The organism is Ruegeria sp. C5 (assembly GCF_056537605.1).
The window spans coordinates 24,121-37,972 of the sequence record NZ_JBQFRX010000006.1; the positions used below are offsets into that span (position 1 = coordinate 24,121).

A 13,852-nucleotide genomic window follows, 5' to 3' on the forward strand; every position below is an offset into this window, starting at 1 on the left:
CCGGATCGGCTGCAACCGGTTCAGGCGCTGATTCTTTGTATTTCCGTGATGTTCCTGACCGGGTTGTCCGAGGCGAAACGGACAATTGTTGCCCCGTTTTGCATGGGGCTGACCGTGCAGTTCAAAGAGCCGCCGGATTTTAGGATCAGTTCAGCCGACCATTCGGCCCGATTCTCGCGCGCGGTGACGAATTCGCGGATCTCGCCAAGGATCGGCGTGGCGGTGCAGTACTCCTGCCATTGGCGTGTGATTTCCAGCACCGTTGCTGGTTCGAATCCTACTTCGCCGCTGTCGCCCCACAACACCTGATAGGCGTAATTTGTGATCGCCAGCGAACCGTCATCCGAAAACACCGCGATGGCATCAGCCAGCTTGTCCAGAATGGATTGCATAAGGTCCGTTTCAGCGCGGAACCTTCGGGTCAGTGTGATTTCGGCGGTGATATCTTCGAACAGGAAAGCCACGGCCCCATCGGGATGCGGGCGACCACTGACGGAATAGACCGATCCTGATGGCAGCGACCAGGTTTCCTGATAGTTTCCGTCCTGTGCCGCCTCCAGAAGGTCGTTCATCTGGCGCCGCCAACTGCGATAGTTCTTAGGCTCGGGCATCATATGCTGGTCGCGAAGCCGGTCAAAAAAGCTGGACAGGCTTGGGCGCAGGCTCAGGAAATCAGGTGGCAGGGTGGTTAGATCAATCAGCGCTGGATTGAACAGGGCCAGTTGCCGGTTGCGGTCAAAGATCGCCAGACCAATGGAGAGCTGTGCGAAGGTCTTGGTCATGGTCTGCACAAACTTGCGCTGTGCTGTCTCGGCTTCGACAATCGCGTTGATATCGACCGCGTAACACAACTGATCCTGTTCGTGTGCGACCTGGGTCAGGTCAAACCAGAGCTTGGCATCGCTGTCCCTTACTGGAATCGAGACACGGGTTTTTCGACTCAGCTGCGCCTCGTCCTTGTGAGAAGGAAACAGAGGGTCCGTCAGATCGGCATCCGGTCCCGCGATCTTGCGAACCAACCTTACATAGGCCGCATTGCACCAGCCCACCTTGTCACGGTGATCTATCAGCCAAACAGGGTAGGGCGCCTGCTCCATCGCCAAACGAATTGGATCGCGCTGGTCACGGCGTGGCGCAGGGATGGTCCCCGTCAGATCACGTAATTGAACCCGAATGATACCATCGATCCATTCGCACAGAACCTCGCGCTCGACTGTGCAGTCGATGGCTGAAACGGCGATGTTGCCCCCGGACCGGACAATCTCGGGCGTTTCGGGGAAAGCGGGAAAATCACGTTGCAGCAAACGCCGCAGATCAGCCCAGTTGCTGACGGATTCGTAACCTGCCAGCGCAATATCGGAGTGGCTGATCAACCGGTCGCCATCGAACAGGAAGACAACATCGAACAGCGCTCCGGGCGCTGACAGCCCGAAATCTCTTGTTTTGGCCTGATGGCGTGGCAAGAGCCACAATATCGCAAAGCTGGCCGAAACCACGCTGATTGCGGCCAGAACGATCCATTCGGCCATTGCTCCAACCCCCGGGTAAAACGTTTGAATCTATATGAACAACAATGGTTAACGGGGTCTTAACTCAGATCTGGAACGGTTGGTTGGCGCCCGAGGGAACCGGAGTGTCCCCGGTTTGCGCGTCGATCAGCTTGCGCGGCCAAACGACATTGACGATCGCCCCCCTGCGGTCCGGTTGGTCAGTCAGGGTCTGATAAGGGTCCGCGCCATTGGCGAAGCTCAGTTCGGCACCGCTGCGTTCCAGCAGGGTTTTGGCGATGAACAGACCCAGCCCCATGCCTTCGTATTCCGGCCGACTACTGCGATCGGCGCGGCGGCGGCGCATGAATGGGTCACCAATCCGACCAATGATGTGGGAGGGGTAGCCGCGCCCATCATCCATGATCGAAACGCTGATCCGGTCAGAGGTCCATTCAGCTTCGACCCAGACCGTCGACTGGGCAAAATCCACTGCGTTCTGGATCAGGTTGCGCAGCCCGTGAATGATCTCGGGCTTGCGCAGGATCGAGGGCTGCTGCACATCGCCATCCGCAACTGGTCCTTCGTCGAAATGCACCACTTTACCACGATTGATATGTGGCTCTGCCGCTTCATGGATCACGGTGGACAGAGGCGCCTGACGCAGGTGCAAGTCATCTTTCCCAGCTCGGCCCATATCGCGCAGGATGTCGCGGCAGCGGTCAGCCTGTTCGCGGATCAAGGCTGCGTCCTCCATCAGCTCAGGCCGGTCGTCCAGCTCTTCGATCAGTTCTGAACTGGCCAGCTTGATCGTAGCCAGCGGCGTACCCAACTCATGCGCGGCGGCGGCCACCACACCACCAAGATCAGTCAGCTTTTGCTCGCGCGCCAGCGCCATATGGGTGGCCGAGAGCGCTTCGGACATCGATTGAACTTCGGAACTGATGCGGTGCGAATAGGCGCCGATGAAAACGATGGCGATGATAATCGCCGCCCAGTTTCCGAACAGCAAAATATCGGGGATATCCAGCACCAACCCCAGATTGGTTCTCAGCGGGAGGTGGAATTGCGCCAGCAACGTGGTCAGGATCACCGCAACGCTGCCGATGATCAGGGTCGAGCGGGTGCTCATTACATTTGCAGAAATCGTCACCGGACCCAGCAACAGCAGCGCAAACGGGTTGTTTAGCCCCCCCGTCAGATACAACAGGATCGACAGCTGCAGCAGATCGAACAGCACCATCAGGAAGTTCTCGAATTCCGACAAGCGCTTGTTTTCGGGAAACAACAGAATGGCCGTGAGGTTACCCATCACCGAAATGCCGATGACGAAATAACACAATGCCAGCTCAAGCTGAACGTCGTAATATTTCTGTGCAACCGTGATGGCCGTAAACTGGCCGATAATGGCGACCCATCGCAGCAGGATCAGCGTGCGCAGCCTGATCCAGGTACTGCGCTCCTGCCCACGCCAAAGACTGGTGTTGGAATTCGTCATCTGTCGATTATGTCCTATTGCGTCGGTCCGACATGTTGATAGGTGTCCCGGCAGAATCGATCAACATCCCCTTTCGTATCAGGATACGCGCCATGGTTCGTCTTTATGCTATTCTCGCAACTGTTGTTCTTGCAATTGGTCTTGGCGCCATGTGGCTGTTGACGCGGGGCGGCGCGGACGACAAATTCGCTCAGTGCCGCTCGTCTCAGATCGCGGGCGGGAGCGCGGCGATCGGCGGGCCGTTCGAACTGCTTAACGCCAAGGGTGAGACGGTAACCGACAAGGATGTGATCACCGAGCCCACGCTTGTCTACTTCGGTTATACCTTCTGCCCGGATGTTTGCCCCTTTGACATGTCGCGCAATGTCGACACGATCGATTTGCTGGCAGAGCGCGGTCAGTCGGTGACGCCGTTGTTCATCTCGATAGACCCGGATCGCGATACCCCCGAGGTTGTGGGCGATTTCGCATTCAACCTGCATGAACGCATGATTGGCCTGACCGGATCGCCCGAGCAGATCAAGGCGGCCAGCAAGGCGTACAAGACCTATTACAAGGCCCAAGACAAAAGCGATGAGTATTATTTGGTCGACCACTCGACCTTTACCTATCTGATGACGCCCGAGGACGGGTTTCTGGAATTTTTCAAACGCGATGAAACGGCCGAGCAGATGGCGGACAAGATTGGCTGCTTTCTTGATCAGGCCTGATCCTCAACAGTCGGTTTGACCTTTGGAATGGCGCTGCTATTACTCATGTTTAAGCCAAGAGGCATGAAATAGCGGAAAGACCCACATATGGCAGACAGTTCCCAGCTTGAAATCGGCCCCGACAAATCGCTGCTGCTGGTAGATGATGACGAGCCGTTTCTGAGACGTCTGGCCAAGGCCATGGAAAAACGCGGATTCGAGGTTGAAACCGCGGGTTCCGTCGCCGCAGGCCGCGCCATTTCCACAGCCCGCCCACCTGCCTATGCCGTGGTTGATCTGCGACTTGAAGATGGCAATGGACTGGACGTGGTTGAAGTGCTGCGCGAAAAACGCCCCGACAGCCGGGTTGTGGTTCTGACCGGTTATGGCGCCATCGCCACCGCCGTTGCGGCGGTCAAAATTGGTGCAACCGACTATCTGTCCAAACCCGCCGACGCCACTGACATCACCAACGCTCTGTTGGCCAAGGGCGACGAACTGCCCCCGCCGCCGGAAAACCCCATGAGCGCCGACCGCGTCCGCTGGGAACATATCCAGCGCGTTTATGAGCTGTGCGACCGGAACGTCTCGGAAACCGCGCGCCGGTTGAACATGCACCGCCGGACGTTGCAGCGGATTCTGGCGAAGCGTAGCCCAAGGTAGACCCGTAAACTCAATAGTGTGTTTTCCCGGGCCGTTCCAAACGACTTTCAGGGCGCGGGTTGAGCCTGAGTTTGGAGCCTCAGCGCGTAATTCTTAAGGCAGGCAGAGTGCGCGCACCCAACTTTAGGCAATAACAGCAACTCATCAACCTTTGCCTGTAGCTTGCCACCCATCGCCAGCATTCGATCATCCACAACGCTGTTCTGGTTGTACTTGTTCCAATACCTTTCACGAAACCGGCTGGACCGGTTGGGTGCATCTGTCGCTTTCGTGCCTTGCCCGCGCTGCCGCTTGAGCGCGAAACTGTCTCGCGTTTTCACCGGGTAGTGAATGACAGCAGCCCAATCGTGTGTAGACAGATGCTCGGGCGCGGCGCCCAGCGCATGTCTTCGCCGTGATCCCGTACGATACATGTGTTCGTGCATCGGCAGGCCCGTAGCATTTACAAATTGCGATCCATCGTTCCGAAAGTCTGGCTGCAAGTGGGGTCGGTGGAGGCCAAACCCCTGTATTTTATCAGACTTTCGAAAAAGCGTTTTGAAGTAGCGATGCAAATTATGATCTGTATCGGCACGCTTTAGGAATCGTTGCGTGACCAGCCCCGGTTCCCACTTGTCGTTGCCCCCATTTCCGAAGATCAACCAATTCACGGCGATGCCCTCGGCGAAACCGGAACAGCGTTCGACGAGACCTGCGACCTGATTTTCATCGTTTGCACAGAAAAGAAACTCATCGCTATCAAGCCACATCAGCCAATCGGCATCGTTAAGCGAAGGATGCGCATAGGCCGTTTCTGCCGCTGTATGCTGTGGTACTTGCCCGGGTTTAAGCCCTTGCAGAACATGGGAAATAACCCCGTTGTTATCCAGCGCATCAAGCAGCTCGGCGGTGCCGTCTGTCGAGTCATTGCTGTAAATCAGAATAGGATCAAACCCGACCAGCAGATGATACGCGATCCACTCAAGTATAAACGGCCCTTCATCCTTGGCGCAGGAGAACAGCCCGACCTTCATATCGGCTTGGCCTGAGTGGGTTTGATCATGATCGCGGTTCTCCCTTGCACGGCCTATCTTCTGAAGATGATATTACGTTGAGTTTGAAAGGCATTTTCATAGCCACGATCGGAAAGTGAGGCAAACAGGCGTTCGGCGCTATCACCAAGATTCACGGTTTCCAGCTGTAGATATTGGGGAAGCGCTGCATCTTCTGCGCTTTCAAGAAAAGGCATAAGAATGTTCGGCTCGTGCCCTTCAACATCAAGCTTGGCAAAATCGGCATCATGCAGATGTGTAAGCTCAAGCAGTGTTCGGGTCTGCACCTCAATCGTATCGTATTTTGATAGCTCCAGATACGCTGGGTCGTTTGCCAAGCGCGCCTGACCAAGATTGGTGGCCGTGTCGCCCCGCTTTTCTATAATAAGCGTCGCTTCACCAGTTTCGCCCGCGATCGCGAAAGTGTTCAGCTCCACGTTGCCAAATCCGTTCAGAGAGCAATTATTGCTGAGGCGTTCGGCCAGTGTCGGATTAGGCTCAAACGCATGAATCCGAGAGTCCGGGCTAAGAATTGACGACAAGAAAAGTGAATACAGACCAAAATTTGCCCCGATATCCAAAACCTTGAGAGTCTTCCCCGCAAAGCTTTCTTTCAGCCAATTCAGCTCAAGCTCTTCCGGGGACCGGCCCTTCTGCCAAAGAGAGAATTCGCTGAAATTGTCATAAGGGTGCAGGTGGATTCGAATGCCCCGGTAGGCGATCAACTGTGGCAGCAGTGACTTTCGGATCAGATTGCGCACCCGCCCTCGGCCTGTCAGATTGTACGCTTCACGTAAACACGCGTTGGCACATTCCATCTGCGCGTTCGTGACCGGTATCTGGCTGTCTGCGTCGCTCATCTGAACCTGCGTCCGATTATGGTCTTGTTTTAGCGGAAAATTAGCACACGCTGTGCCGCTGATCTATTGGCGACCTAAATGCTGCCCAACAGTTCCTTATGCCGCGCGGTATAGGCCTGCCGCACCTCAATCGGGGGACGCAGTTTGATCTGCAACCCCTCTAATATTGCCTTGTCCGGGCGACCAAAGAACTTTGATGCTTCGGTATCAGAAAAACCCGCGATCCGCGTCGCCTCCATCCAGGCGCTGATCTTGTCCGCCTTCTTGATCTGGCGTTTCACTGTTTTTGGTACCACGGCGGGCAACCCAAAACGTATATGAATCGCAGCAGCCAGCCGGTCGTCTAAATCACCATAATCCGGGCCAACGGCGGATTTCACCGGAGAGATCATGTCACCAATCACATATTCGGGGGCATCGTGTAACAGTGCCGCCAATCGCCATTTCGTCGGTGCATTTGGTGCGATGCGGCCAAAAAGCTCTTCCACCAGCAAGGAATGCTCGGCAACGGAATAGGCAAAATCCCCGTTGGTCTGACCGTTCCACCGCGCCACAAAGGCCAGCCCGTGCGCGATATCTTCGATCTCGATATCCACGGGTGTCGGGTCCAGCAAATCCAGCCGACGGCCCGACAGCATTCTTTGCCACGCTCTGGGTTGTGTTGCCATTTTACCATGCCTTGTGAACTGGGACACGTTCAATTCGCGTTCTTGTGGTATGATGTATCTGTCTGGATCACATGCTGCCAACAATTTCTTGAGCATTCGTGCTTTGAACCTGCGCGATACGATCCCGACATCAAGGACTGAGGGGGGTGCTGACTCCTCCCAGTTGCGCCCTCTCGAAACGAAACTCGTATCGAAAGGAGCTTGCTATGTTCAAGCGTTTGTTTGCAATAACCCTGACCTTCGGAATGGCCGCAACCGCGCCACCCGCCTTTGCCCAGAACTGCGCAGAGCGCGAGCACGTGATTACCAAACTGCAAGACAATTACTCCGAGGAATTAACCTTTGGCGGTCTTCAGAAATCACGTGGCGGGCAGACGGTCATGGAGGTTTGGACCTCGAAGGAAACGGGAAGTTATACCGTTTTGGTGACCCAGGCGAACGGCATGAGTTGTATTGTCGCCGTTGGCACTGATTTTTTTGAAGCGATCCCCAAAATCAAGGCAGAGGGTACGCCAAGCTGATATTTTGTCACCAGACTTCCTGTTTCCGGCCATCTTCATTGCCTCATCCCGCAAGGGATGCTAGTGGCACTTCGGACTGTGAATTGCCGGAGTGGAGTACCTGATGGCCGGGGACTATATCGTTAAAGACATTTCAATGGCCGAGTTTGGCCGCAAAGAGCTGAATATCGCTGAAACGGAAATGCCGGGCCTGATGTCCCTGCGCGCCGAATATGGCGAAAGCAAGCCGCTGAAAGGCGCGCGGATCGTCGGTTCGCTGCATATGACCATCCAAACCGCCGTTCTGATCGAAACGCTGGTGGCGCTGGGCGCGGATGTACGCTGGGCGTCGTGCAACATCTTCTCGACGCAGGACCACGCGGCGGCGGCGATTGCCGAGGCTGGTATTCCCGTTTTCGCCATCAAGGGCCAGACGCTGGAAGAGCATTGGGATTATCTGGACAAATCCTTCCTGTTCGACGAAGGCCCCAACATGATCCTGGACGATGGCGGCGACGCGACGCTGTACATCCTGCTGGGTGCACGTGCCGAGGCAGGAGAGGACATTATCCCTGTTCCGGGTTCGGAAGAGGAAGAGGTGATCAAGAAGCAGATCGCCAAGCGCATGGCCGCGTCTCCGGGCTGGTTCACCAAAATGCGCGACCAGATCCAAGGCGTCTCTGAAGAAACCACCACCGGTGTAAACCGCCTGTATCAGCTGGTGAAAGATGGCCACCTGCCGTTCCCGGCGATCAACGTGAACGACTCGGTCACCAAGTCGAAGTTCGACAACAAATACGGCTGCAAGGAATCGCTGGTAGACGGTATTCGCCGCGCCACCGACACCATGATGGCCGGTAAGGTTGCCGTGGTCTGCGGCTATGGTGACGTGGGCAAAGGATCGGCGGCTTCGCTGCGTGGCGCAGGCGCCCGCGTGAAAGTGACCGAGGTCGACCCGATTTGCGCGCTGCAAGCGGCCATGGACGGGTTCGAAGTCACCCTGCTGGAAGACGAAGTCGCAAACGCGGATATCTTCATCACCACCACCGGCAACAAGGACGTGATCCGCATCGAGCATATGCGCGAGATGAAGGACATGGCGATCGTCGGCAACATCGGCCATTTCGACAACGAAATTCAGGTGGCCAGCCTGAAGAACCACAAATGGACCAACATCAAGGAACAGGTGGACATGATCGAGATGCCCTCGGGCAACCGCATTATCCTGCTGTCCGAAGGTCGCTTGCTGAACCTTGGCAACGCCACCGGTCACCCCTCGTTCGTGATGTCGGCCTCTTTCACCAACCAAGTCCTGGCCCAGATCGAGCTGTTCACCAAAGGCGATGAATACAAGAACGAAGTCTACATCCTGCCCAAGCATCTGGACGAAAAAGTTGCCCGTCTTCATCTGGACCGGATCGGCGTTAAGCTGACCCAGATGGACAGCGATCAGGCGGCCTATATCGGCGTAAAACCCGAAGGCCCATACAAGCCGGAACACTACCGCTACTAAGTGCGAAAGACGCATGACCAAGCCTTCCAGACGCTGCCGAATCCTGCTTTCGGCGGCGTCTTTTCTTTTCGGCCTCTTAACGCTGTTGACCTTGTTGGGCGGCGGCGTTTGGTGGCTGCTTGCCCATCCCAATACGCCTGTACCCCCGCACTGGAACCCGCTGCGTGATCTGACCGTGACCGCGCCAGTGACTCCGGTCACTCCCTACCAGTTGAACCGCGCACTGGCGGATGACGCTTTATGCCGTGCAGCCTTGGCCGAGGCTGGAGCTCGGTTTGATCCGCTGGACGATCTGGTGGTGGACCAGAATTGCGGAATCGAGGGACGCGGCCGGTTGTCCGGTCTGGTGAACGCCCGCGTCACTGCAGTCGAGACCCGGTGTGCCACAACTTTGCGGCTTGTCATGTGGGAACACCATGTTGTGCAACCCGCTGCGCAGCAACTACTGGGGACTTCCGTCAGCAGAATGCGCCAGATCGGCAGCTATAACTGCCGCCGGATGCGGACCGCGCAAGGACAAGACAATGGTTGGAGCAGTCACGCCACTGCGGACGCGATCGACATCGTCGGAGTGGATCTCTCGGACGGGCGCAGCTTGAACCTGCTGGCTGACTGGGACGCTGACGGGCCCGAGGCCGATTTTCTGCGCCAGATATGGCGCGGAGCCTGTGACTGGTTCCGCGTGGTGCTTGGCCCTGACTACAACCGCTTACATGCCGATCACTTCCACCTGCAGGGGCCCGGCTGGGGCTACTGCCGATAGTACCTCAGCGTAGAGGTGGGATAAAATCGCCGCGGCCCTGTGGCGTGAAATCCAGAACATTCCACAGTGGCCAAGCCGCATCCACGTGCCGGGGATGCCAATCGCTGGGTTCAAAGAACAGCTCGGAACTCCAGAAGTGATGAATGCCATCAGGGAGCTGTTGAAAGACATTCAGGATGGGAAGCTGATCACCCCCGTCGGTCTCGGCCAGATAGTCACGTTGGTAATTCGTCCCTAATGCTGAGTAGAGCGGCAGCGCATTCCAACCCATCTCATCCTTGAGCGCCGAGAGTTTTTCGGGCGTATTCTGCGCCACCACGGCGACCGAGGCGTTCTGCTTCAGATGATGAACCTGAGAGTTCAGCCCATCCAGAAACGCCGAACACATAGGGCAGGGGCGTTCCGCGTCGGGTCCGTACATCAGCGAATAGATAATCAGCGTATCCTTATCGCCAAACAGCGACGACATAGGCGCACCCTCGCCTGCCAGATCTCGGAACGCATAATCGTTAGGGGTTTTGCCTCCTGTTGGCAGAGAACGGCGCAAGGCAGCGACCTCTTCAACCTTTGCTCTCAGGTCCCGCTCGGCGGATAGAAGTGCATTACGAGCTGACCGATATTCGGTGGTTTCATTCGGTAACCTTACGGGCATGGGGACCTCCGGGAATCATAATTAACAAAAATGTTAAATAATAAATCAGAAAAAATCAAATCACCGAGTCCCGCGAAGTTCAGCCTAGGGGGAAACCTTGTGATTTTTCCCTTTTGGGAATTCCGCCGACAAGGCTAGTCTCTCGTGCATCGGTAAAAAGTTCCGTGACAATGGATTAAGGAGATTGGGACATGGGCAAACGCGACGAATTGATCGCCAAATACGCTGAAGATCTAAAAGGCAAATGCGGGATGGACCCCGATATGGACCTGCTGACCAAGGTCACCATCGGTTGCGGTCCGGCGATCTATGACGCGGATGCGTCGACAGTGGCGGCCAGCCAGGAAGGCGAGCTTGAGACGGTCAAGAACAACTTCCTCATCAAAAAGCTGGGCCTGTCGGATGGTCCCGAACTGATGGAAGGGATCAACAAGGCCATGGAGACCTATGGCATGTCCGAGCGTAACAAGTACCGCGCTGTCGTCTATTACATGCTGACCAAGCATTTCGGCAAAGAATCGGTCTATAGCTGATCCAGCCAAGAACCATTTCAGCACCCGTCGGTCTTACCGGCGGGTGTTTTGTATTTGATTGAAACTCTAAATACTTGGCGTTTGAAGCGCGGTTCTGAAATCGGCTAAGGTCAGGTCATGACCAGGACGGTCAGAACCAATAGATTTCCGTATGCGTGTGGTGAGCTTGGGAGCACGCGGGGTAGGGAAGGTTCTGAAGTCGTCAGGGCCTTCCCTTTTCATTCAATCCGCCTCTGTCTCGCCCAAAGCGCAGATCAACTGCCATTCTGTATCGCTGACCGGCTGCACTGAAAGGCGTGAATTCTTGACCAGAACCATTTCACCCAAACGCTCATCCGCCTTGATCTGATCCAGTTTGACCGGAATTGTGAAAGACCGGACGGCTTTGATATCCACGCATTCCCAACGCTCATCATCGGTTGTGCTGTCGGGATGGGCCTCGGCACAGACTTCGACAATGCCGACAATCTCCTTGTCCTTTTGCGAGTGGTAGAAAAAACCCCGGTCACCAATCTGCATCTGACGCATGAAATTGCGGGCCTGGTAGTTGCGCACCCCATCCCATTCCTCGCCCGCGTCCCCCTTGCCGACCTGCTGATCCCAGCTCCAGGTCGAGGGTTCGGATTTGAACAGCCAATACGCCATCAGCCGATGACCTTTTTCCACGGGATCAATTCAACCGAGTCGAACAGGTCGGCCAGCGCGTAGGGGTCATTTGCGGCCCAGGCCTCAGCGGCGGCCAGATTCTCGACATCCAGAATGACCAGCGATCCGATCATCGCATCGCCGTCCAGTAACGGCCCGGCCTGCGCCACAACACCGGTTTCTTCAATGTAAGCCAGATGGGCGGTGCGGTTGTCCAGCCGGGTCTGTAGGGCACCAGCTTTATCCCGGGCGATCAGGGCGATGAGCATATTATTCCTCCTTGAGTGGGCGACCCAGCAGGGCCTGAATCGCGTCGGTGACACTGTAGGCACCGCTGCTGAGTTTCGCCACCGTTGCGCTGATGGGCATGTCTAACCCTTCGCTCGCTGCGATTTCGGACATGGCCTGCGCAGTGGCGACACCTTCGACGGTTGTCGTGGTGTCAAATGGCTTGTTTAGACCCAAACAAAGGCCAAAACGATAGTTTCGCGACAATTCGGATGAGCAGGTTAGAACCAGATCACCCAGCCCCGATAGCCCCATCAGCGTATCGGGCCGTGCCCCGCGCTGGGCGGCAAAGCGCTGCATCTCGGCAAATCCGCGCGTGATCAACGCAGCGCGGGCGCTATCGCCAAGCCCTGCACCAATGGCCGCGCCGCAACCAATAGCCATCACATTCTTTAGCGCTCCACCTAGCTCTGCCCCGATGGTATCGGCGGTACGATAAAGACGCAGATTGGCAGTTGTCAGCTCTTGCTGAAGCGCTTCACCCAGTTCGGCATCATCACAAGCCAGCGTCAACGCCGTAGGCAAACCGCGCGCGATATCATCGGCAAAGCTGGGGCCAGTCAGCAAGGCCGGAAGTGCGTCCGGAACGGTTTGACGGATGACTGCAACGGGACCCAGCCCCGTGGACAGTTCGATCCCCTTGCAGCAAGCCACCAAAACCTTGCCACCCAGTTCGCCGGTATATTGCGTCAACGCATCGCGCAGCTTTTGCATTGGGACGGCCAGTAACAACACATCGGATTGCGCCGCTTGTTCAAATTCAGCTGTCACTGAAACACTGGCGGGCAGTGTAACGCCCGGCAATCGTCGCGGGTTCTCGCGCCCGTGCCGCATCTGCGCTGCTTGCTCGGCATCTCGTGACCAGAGAGTTACAGGCCCATTGCCCGCCAAAGATATCGCCAGAGCGGTTCCAAATGCGCCAGAACCAAGGACGGCCACGCTCATGCCTTGGCCCCTTTTTTGCCGCTACCCAGCATTGCAGGGCTGGTTTGATCCAAGGGCCAGCGGGGCCGCGCCGTCAGGTCCAACCCATCTCGTGCACCGGTGCGGAATCGTTCCATACCCGCATAGGCGATCATTGCGGCATTATCAGTGCACAAAGCCAGCGGAGGGGCAGTAAATCGGGCGCCCATTTCCGCAGAAACAGTCTCTAATGCTGTGCGAATAGCGGAATTTGCTGCGACACCTCCGGCAACGGCAATAACCGGTTCTGACGGTGATGTCTCAAGATACTGGGCAATCGCGCGGCGGGTTTTCTCAGCTAAGGTATCAACAATAGCCTGCTGAAAACCGGCACACAGATCAGCGCGATCTTGTCGGGTCAGCCCCCCTTTTTCGGCTACGACCTTATCCCGCATCCGCATCAGCGCGGTCTTGAGTCCCGAAAAAGACAGGTCACATCCGGGGCGATCCAGAAGGGGCCGGGGAAAGCGGAAACGTTTGGCATCACCCGCGCGCGCCTCAGCCTCGACCGAGGGGCCACCGGGTTGCGGCAGACCCAACAGACGGGCGGTCTTGTCAAAGGCTTCTCCGGGGGCATCGTCGATCGTCCCCCCAAGGCGGGTGAACTGTTCCGGTCCATGAGCGATCAGATATTGGCAGTGACCACCCGAGACCAGCAGCATCAGGTAGGGAAAAGCAATCTCGTCGGTCAGTCTTGGTGTCAGCGCGTGCCCGGCCAAATGGTTCACCCCGATTAGCGGCAACCCGGTTGCTGCGCTTAGGCCCTTTGCGCACATCACGCCGGATATTACGCCGCCAATTAAGCCGGGACCGGCGGTGACAGCGATAGCGTCCAGATCATCTAAGCCAATTTCGGCGTGTGTTAGAGCCTGTTTGATGCAAATATCCAGCTTTTCCGCATGCGCACGCGCTGCGATCTCAGGCACAACGCCACCATAGGCGCTGTGCAACTCAGTCTGGCCATGCACCACGGATGACAGGATCTCGGCCGCTACGCCTGTGCCCTGCCGCACAACGGCGGCTGCGGTATCGTCGCAGCTGCTTTCCAGTCCAAGGACGGTAAGTGTTTGCACCATAGGCCTGATCCGTTGCATCATGA

The 13,852-nt window shown here is 56.6% G+C and carries 16 protein-coding genes; 6 read left to right on the plus strand and 10 right to left on the minus strand.

Features of this window, described 5'->3' with window-relative positions; all coding sequences use genetic code 11:
• Positions 1 to 20: 20 nt before the first annotated feature.
• Positions 21 to 1,529, minus strand: a complete 1,509-nt coding sequence (locus tag ACR0AW_RS17270) for a PAS-domain containing protein (protein ID WP_170733767.1) — start codon at positions 1,527 to 1,529, stop codon at positions 21 to 23.
• Between the two features lie 64 nt (positions 1,530 to 1,593).
• Positions 1,594 to 2,985 (minus strand): sensor histidine kinase RegB, encoded by a 1,392-nt coding sequence (regB, locus tag ACR0AW_RS17275; RefSeq protein ID WP_170397866.1) that lies wholly within the window; start codon positions 2,983 to 2,985, stop codon positions 1,594 to 1,596.
• A 92-nt stretch (positions 2,986 to 3,077) separates the two neighbouring features.
• Between regB and ACR0AW_RS17280 the strand changes: the two genes are divergently transcribed.
• Together ACR0AW_RS17280 and ACR0AW_RS17285 are read left to right on the plus strand one after the other, a co-directional pair.
• Positions 3,078 to 3,695, plus strand: a complete 618-nt coding sequence (locus ACR0AW_RS17280; protein ID WP_170733768.1) for an SCO family protein — start codon at positions 3,078 to 3,080, stop codon at positions 3,693 to 3,695.
• Between the two features lie 87 nt (positions 3,696 to 3,782).
• Positions 3,783 to 4,337 (plus strand): ActR/PrrA/RegA family redox response regulator transcription factor, encoded by a 555-nt coding sequence (locus tag ACR0AW_RS17285; RefSeq protein WP_039542641.1) that lies wholly within the window; start codon positions 3,783 to 3,785, stop codon positions 4,335 to 4,337.
• Positions 4,338 to 4,384: 47 nt separating this feature from the next.
• On the opposite strand, the gene ACR0AW_RS17290 is transcribed toward ACR0AW_RS17285, so the two are convergent.
• The 3 genes from ACR0AW_RS17290 to ACR0AW_RS17300 all read right to left on the minus strand — a co-directional run bounded on the left by ACR0AW_RS17290 (position 4,385) and on the right by ACR0AW_RS17300 (position 6,896).
• Complete coding sequence (locus ACR0AW_RS17290) at positions 4,385 to 5,350, minus strand: glycosyltransferase family 2 protein (RefSeq protein ID WP_170733769.1); 966 nt, start codon at positions 5,348 to 5,350, stop codon at positions 4,385 to 4,387.
• Between the two features lie 53 nt (positions 5,351 to 5,403).
• Positions 5,404 to 6,093 carry an FkbM family methyltransferase gene (locus ACR0AW_RS17295; protein ID WP_480444291.1) on the minus strand — a complete coding sequence of 230 codons (690 nt, stop codon included), beginning with the start codon at positions 6,091 to 6,093 and terminating at the stop codon, positions 5,404 to 5,406.
• A gap of 209 nt (positions 6,094 to 6,302) precedes the next feature.
• Complete coding sequence (locus ACR0AW_RS17300) at positions 6,303 to 6,896, minus strand: HD domain-containing protein (protein WP_170733771.1); 594 nt, start codon at positions 6,894 to 6,896, stop codon at positions 6,303 to 6,305.
• Between the two features lie 206 nt (positions 6,897 to 7,102).
• On the opposite strand from ACR0AW_RS17300, the gene ACR0AW_RS17305 reads away from it, so the two are divergent.
• The 3 genes from ACR0AW_RS17305 (at position 7,103) to ACR0AW_RS17315 (ending at position 9,672) form a co-directional block, all read left to right on the plus strand.
• The gene (locus tag ACR0AW_RS17305) at positions 7,103 to 7,417 is read left to right on the plus strand and encodes a hypothetical protein (RefSeq protein ID WP_170397881.1); all 315 of its coding nucleotides are present in this window, start codon (positions 7,103 to 7,105) and stop codon (positions 7,415 to 7,417) included.
• Between the two features lie 103 nt (positions 7,418 to 7,520).
• A complete protein-coding gene (ahcY, locus tag ACR0AW_RS17310) occupies positions 7,521 to 8,909 on the plus strand; it encodes an adenosylhomocysteinase (RefSeq protein WP_170733772.1) in 1,389 nt (462 codons plus the stop codon).
• A gap of 85 nt (positions 8,910 to 8,994) precedes the next feature.
• Entirely contained in the window at positions 8,995 to 9,672 is a 678-nt protein-coding gene (locus ACR0AW_RS17315) for an extensin-like domain-containing protein (RefSeq protein WP_480776505.1), read from the plus strand.
• Between the two features lie 4 nt (positions 9,673 to 9,676).
• On the opposite strand, the gene ACR0AW_RS17320 is transcribed toward ACR0AW_RS17315, so the two are convergent.
• The gene (locus ACR0AW_RS17320; protein WP_170733774.1) at positions 9,677 to 10,324 is read right to left on the minus strand and encodes a DUF899 family protein; all 648 of its coding nucleotides are present in this window, start codon (positions 10,322 to 10,324) and stop codon (positions 9,677 to 9,679) included.
• Between the two features lie 191 nt (positions 10,325 to 10,515).
• Between ACR0AW_RS17320 and ACR0AW_RS17325 the strand changes: the two genes are divergently transcribed.
• Positions 10,516 to 10,857 carry a DUF2853 family protein gene (locus ACR0AW_RS17325; RefSeq protein WP_170397892.1) on the plus strand — a complete coding sequence of 114 codons (342 nt, stop codon included), beginning with the start codon at positions 10,516 to 10,518 and terminating at the stop codon, positions 10,855 to 10,857.
• Positions 10,858 to 11,079: 222 nt separating this feature from the next.
• Here ACR0AW_RS17325 and ACR0AW_RS17330 read toward each other — a convergent pair whose 3' ends face one another.
• Genes ACR0AW_RS17330 through tsaD form a run of 4 tightly spaced genes read right to left on the minus strand, consistent with a single transcriptional unit; the run spans position 11,080 to position 13,829 of the window.
• Positions 11,080 to 11,502, minus strand: a complete 423-nt coding sequence (locus ACR0AW_RS17330; RefSeq protein ID WP_170397911.1) for an EVE domain-containing protein — start codon at positions 11,500 to 11,502, stop codon at positions 11,080 to 11,082.
• Positions 11,502 to 11,771: a YciI family protein gene (locus ACR0AW_RS17335; RefSeq protein WP_170397914.1), complete on the minus strand. Its 270-nt coding sequence runs from the start codon at positions 11,769 to 11,771 to the stop codon at positions 11,502 to 11,504. Before ACR0AW_RS17335 ends, ACR0AW_RS17330 begins: the two co-directional genes overlap by 1 nt.
• A 1-nt stretch (position 11,772) precedes the next feature.
• Positions 11,773 to 12,735, minus strand: coding sequence for an NAD(P)H-dependent glycerol-3-phosphate dehydrogenase (locus tag ACR0AW_RS17340; protein WP_170733775.1), 963 nt, complete (start codon positions 12,733 to 12,735; stop codon positions 11,773 to 11,775).
• The gene (gene tsaD / locus ACR0AW_RS17345) at positions 12,732 to 13,829 is read right to left on the minus strand and encodes a tRNA (adenosine(37)-N6)-threonylcarbamoyltransferase complex transferase subunit TsaD (RefSeq protein ID WP_170733776.1); all 1,098 of its coding nucleotides are present in this window, start codon (positions 13,827 to 13,829) and stop codon (positions 12,732 to 12,734) included. Before tsaD ends, ACR0AW_RS17340 begins: the two co-directional genes overlap by 4 nt.
• Between the last annotated feature and the right edge of the window lie 23 nt (positions 13,830 to 13,852).

Bases quoted from the DNA above. Each gene is read 5' to 3' on its own strand.
- ACR0AW_RS17325 (WP_170397892.1), top strand. From the start codon at position 10,516: ATGGGCAAACGCGACGAATTGATCGCCAAATACGCTGAAGATCTAAAA.
- ACR0AW_RS17270 (WP_170733767.1), bottom strand. From the start codon at position 1,529: ATGGCCGAATGGATCGTTCTGGCCGCAATCAGCGTGGTTTCGGCCAGC.
- ACR0AW_RS17340 (WP_170733775.1), bottom strand. From the start codon at position 12,735: ATGAGCGTGGCCGTCCTTGGTTCTGGCGCATTTGGAACCGCTCTGGCG.
- ACR0AW_RS17290 (WP_170733769.1), bottom strand. From the start codon at position 5,350: ATGAAGGTCGGGCTGTTCTCCTGCGCCAAGGATGAAGGGCCGTTTATA.
- ACR0AW_RS17280 (WP_170733768.1), top strand. From the start codon at position 3,078: ATGGTTCGTCTTTATGCTATTCTCGCAACTGTTGTTCTTGCAATTGGT.
- ACR0AW_RS17320 (WP_170733774.1), bottom strand. From the start codon at position 10,324: ATGCCCGTAAGGTTACCGAATGAAACCACCGAATATCGGTCAGCTCGT.
- tsaD (WP_170733776.1), bottom strand. From the start codon at position 13,829: ATGGTGCAAACACTTACCGTCCTTGGACTGGAAAGCAGCTGCGACGAT.
- ACR0AW_RS17300 (WP_170733771.1), bottom strand. From the start codon at position 6,896: ATGGCAACACAACCCAGAGCGTGGCAAAGAATGCTGTCGGGCCGTCGG.
- ahcY (WP_170733772.1), top strand. From the start codon at position 7,521: ATGGCCGGGGACTATATCGTTAAAGACATTTCAATGGCCGAGTTTGGC.
- ACR0AW_RS17305 (WP_170397881.1), top strand. From the start codon at position 7,103: ATGTTCAAGCGTTTGTTTGCAATAACCCTGACCTTCGGAATGGCCGCA.
- ACR0AW_RS17285 (WP_039542641.1), top strand. From the start codon at position 3,783: ATGGCAGACAGTTCCCAGCTTGAAATCGGCCCCGACAAATCGCTGCTG.
- ACR0AW_RS17335 (WP_170397914.1), bottom strand. From the start codon at position 11,771: ATGCTCATCGCCCTGATCGCCCGGGATAAAGCTGGTGCCCTACAGACC.
- regB (WP_170397866.1), bottom strand. From the start codon at position 2,985: ATGACGAATTCCAACACCAGTCTTTGGCGTGGGCAGGAGCGCAGTACC.
- ACR0AW_RS17330 (WP_170397911.1), bottom strand. From the start codon at position 11,502: ATGGCGTATTGGCTGTTCAAATCCGAACCCTCGACCTGGAGCTGGGAT.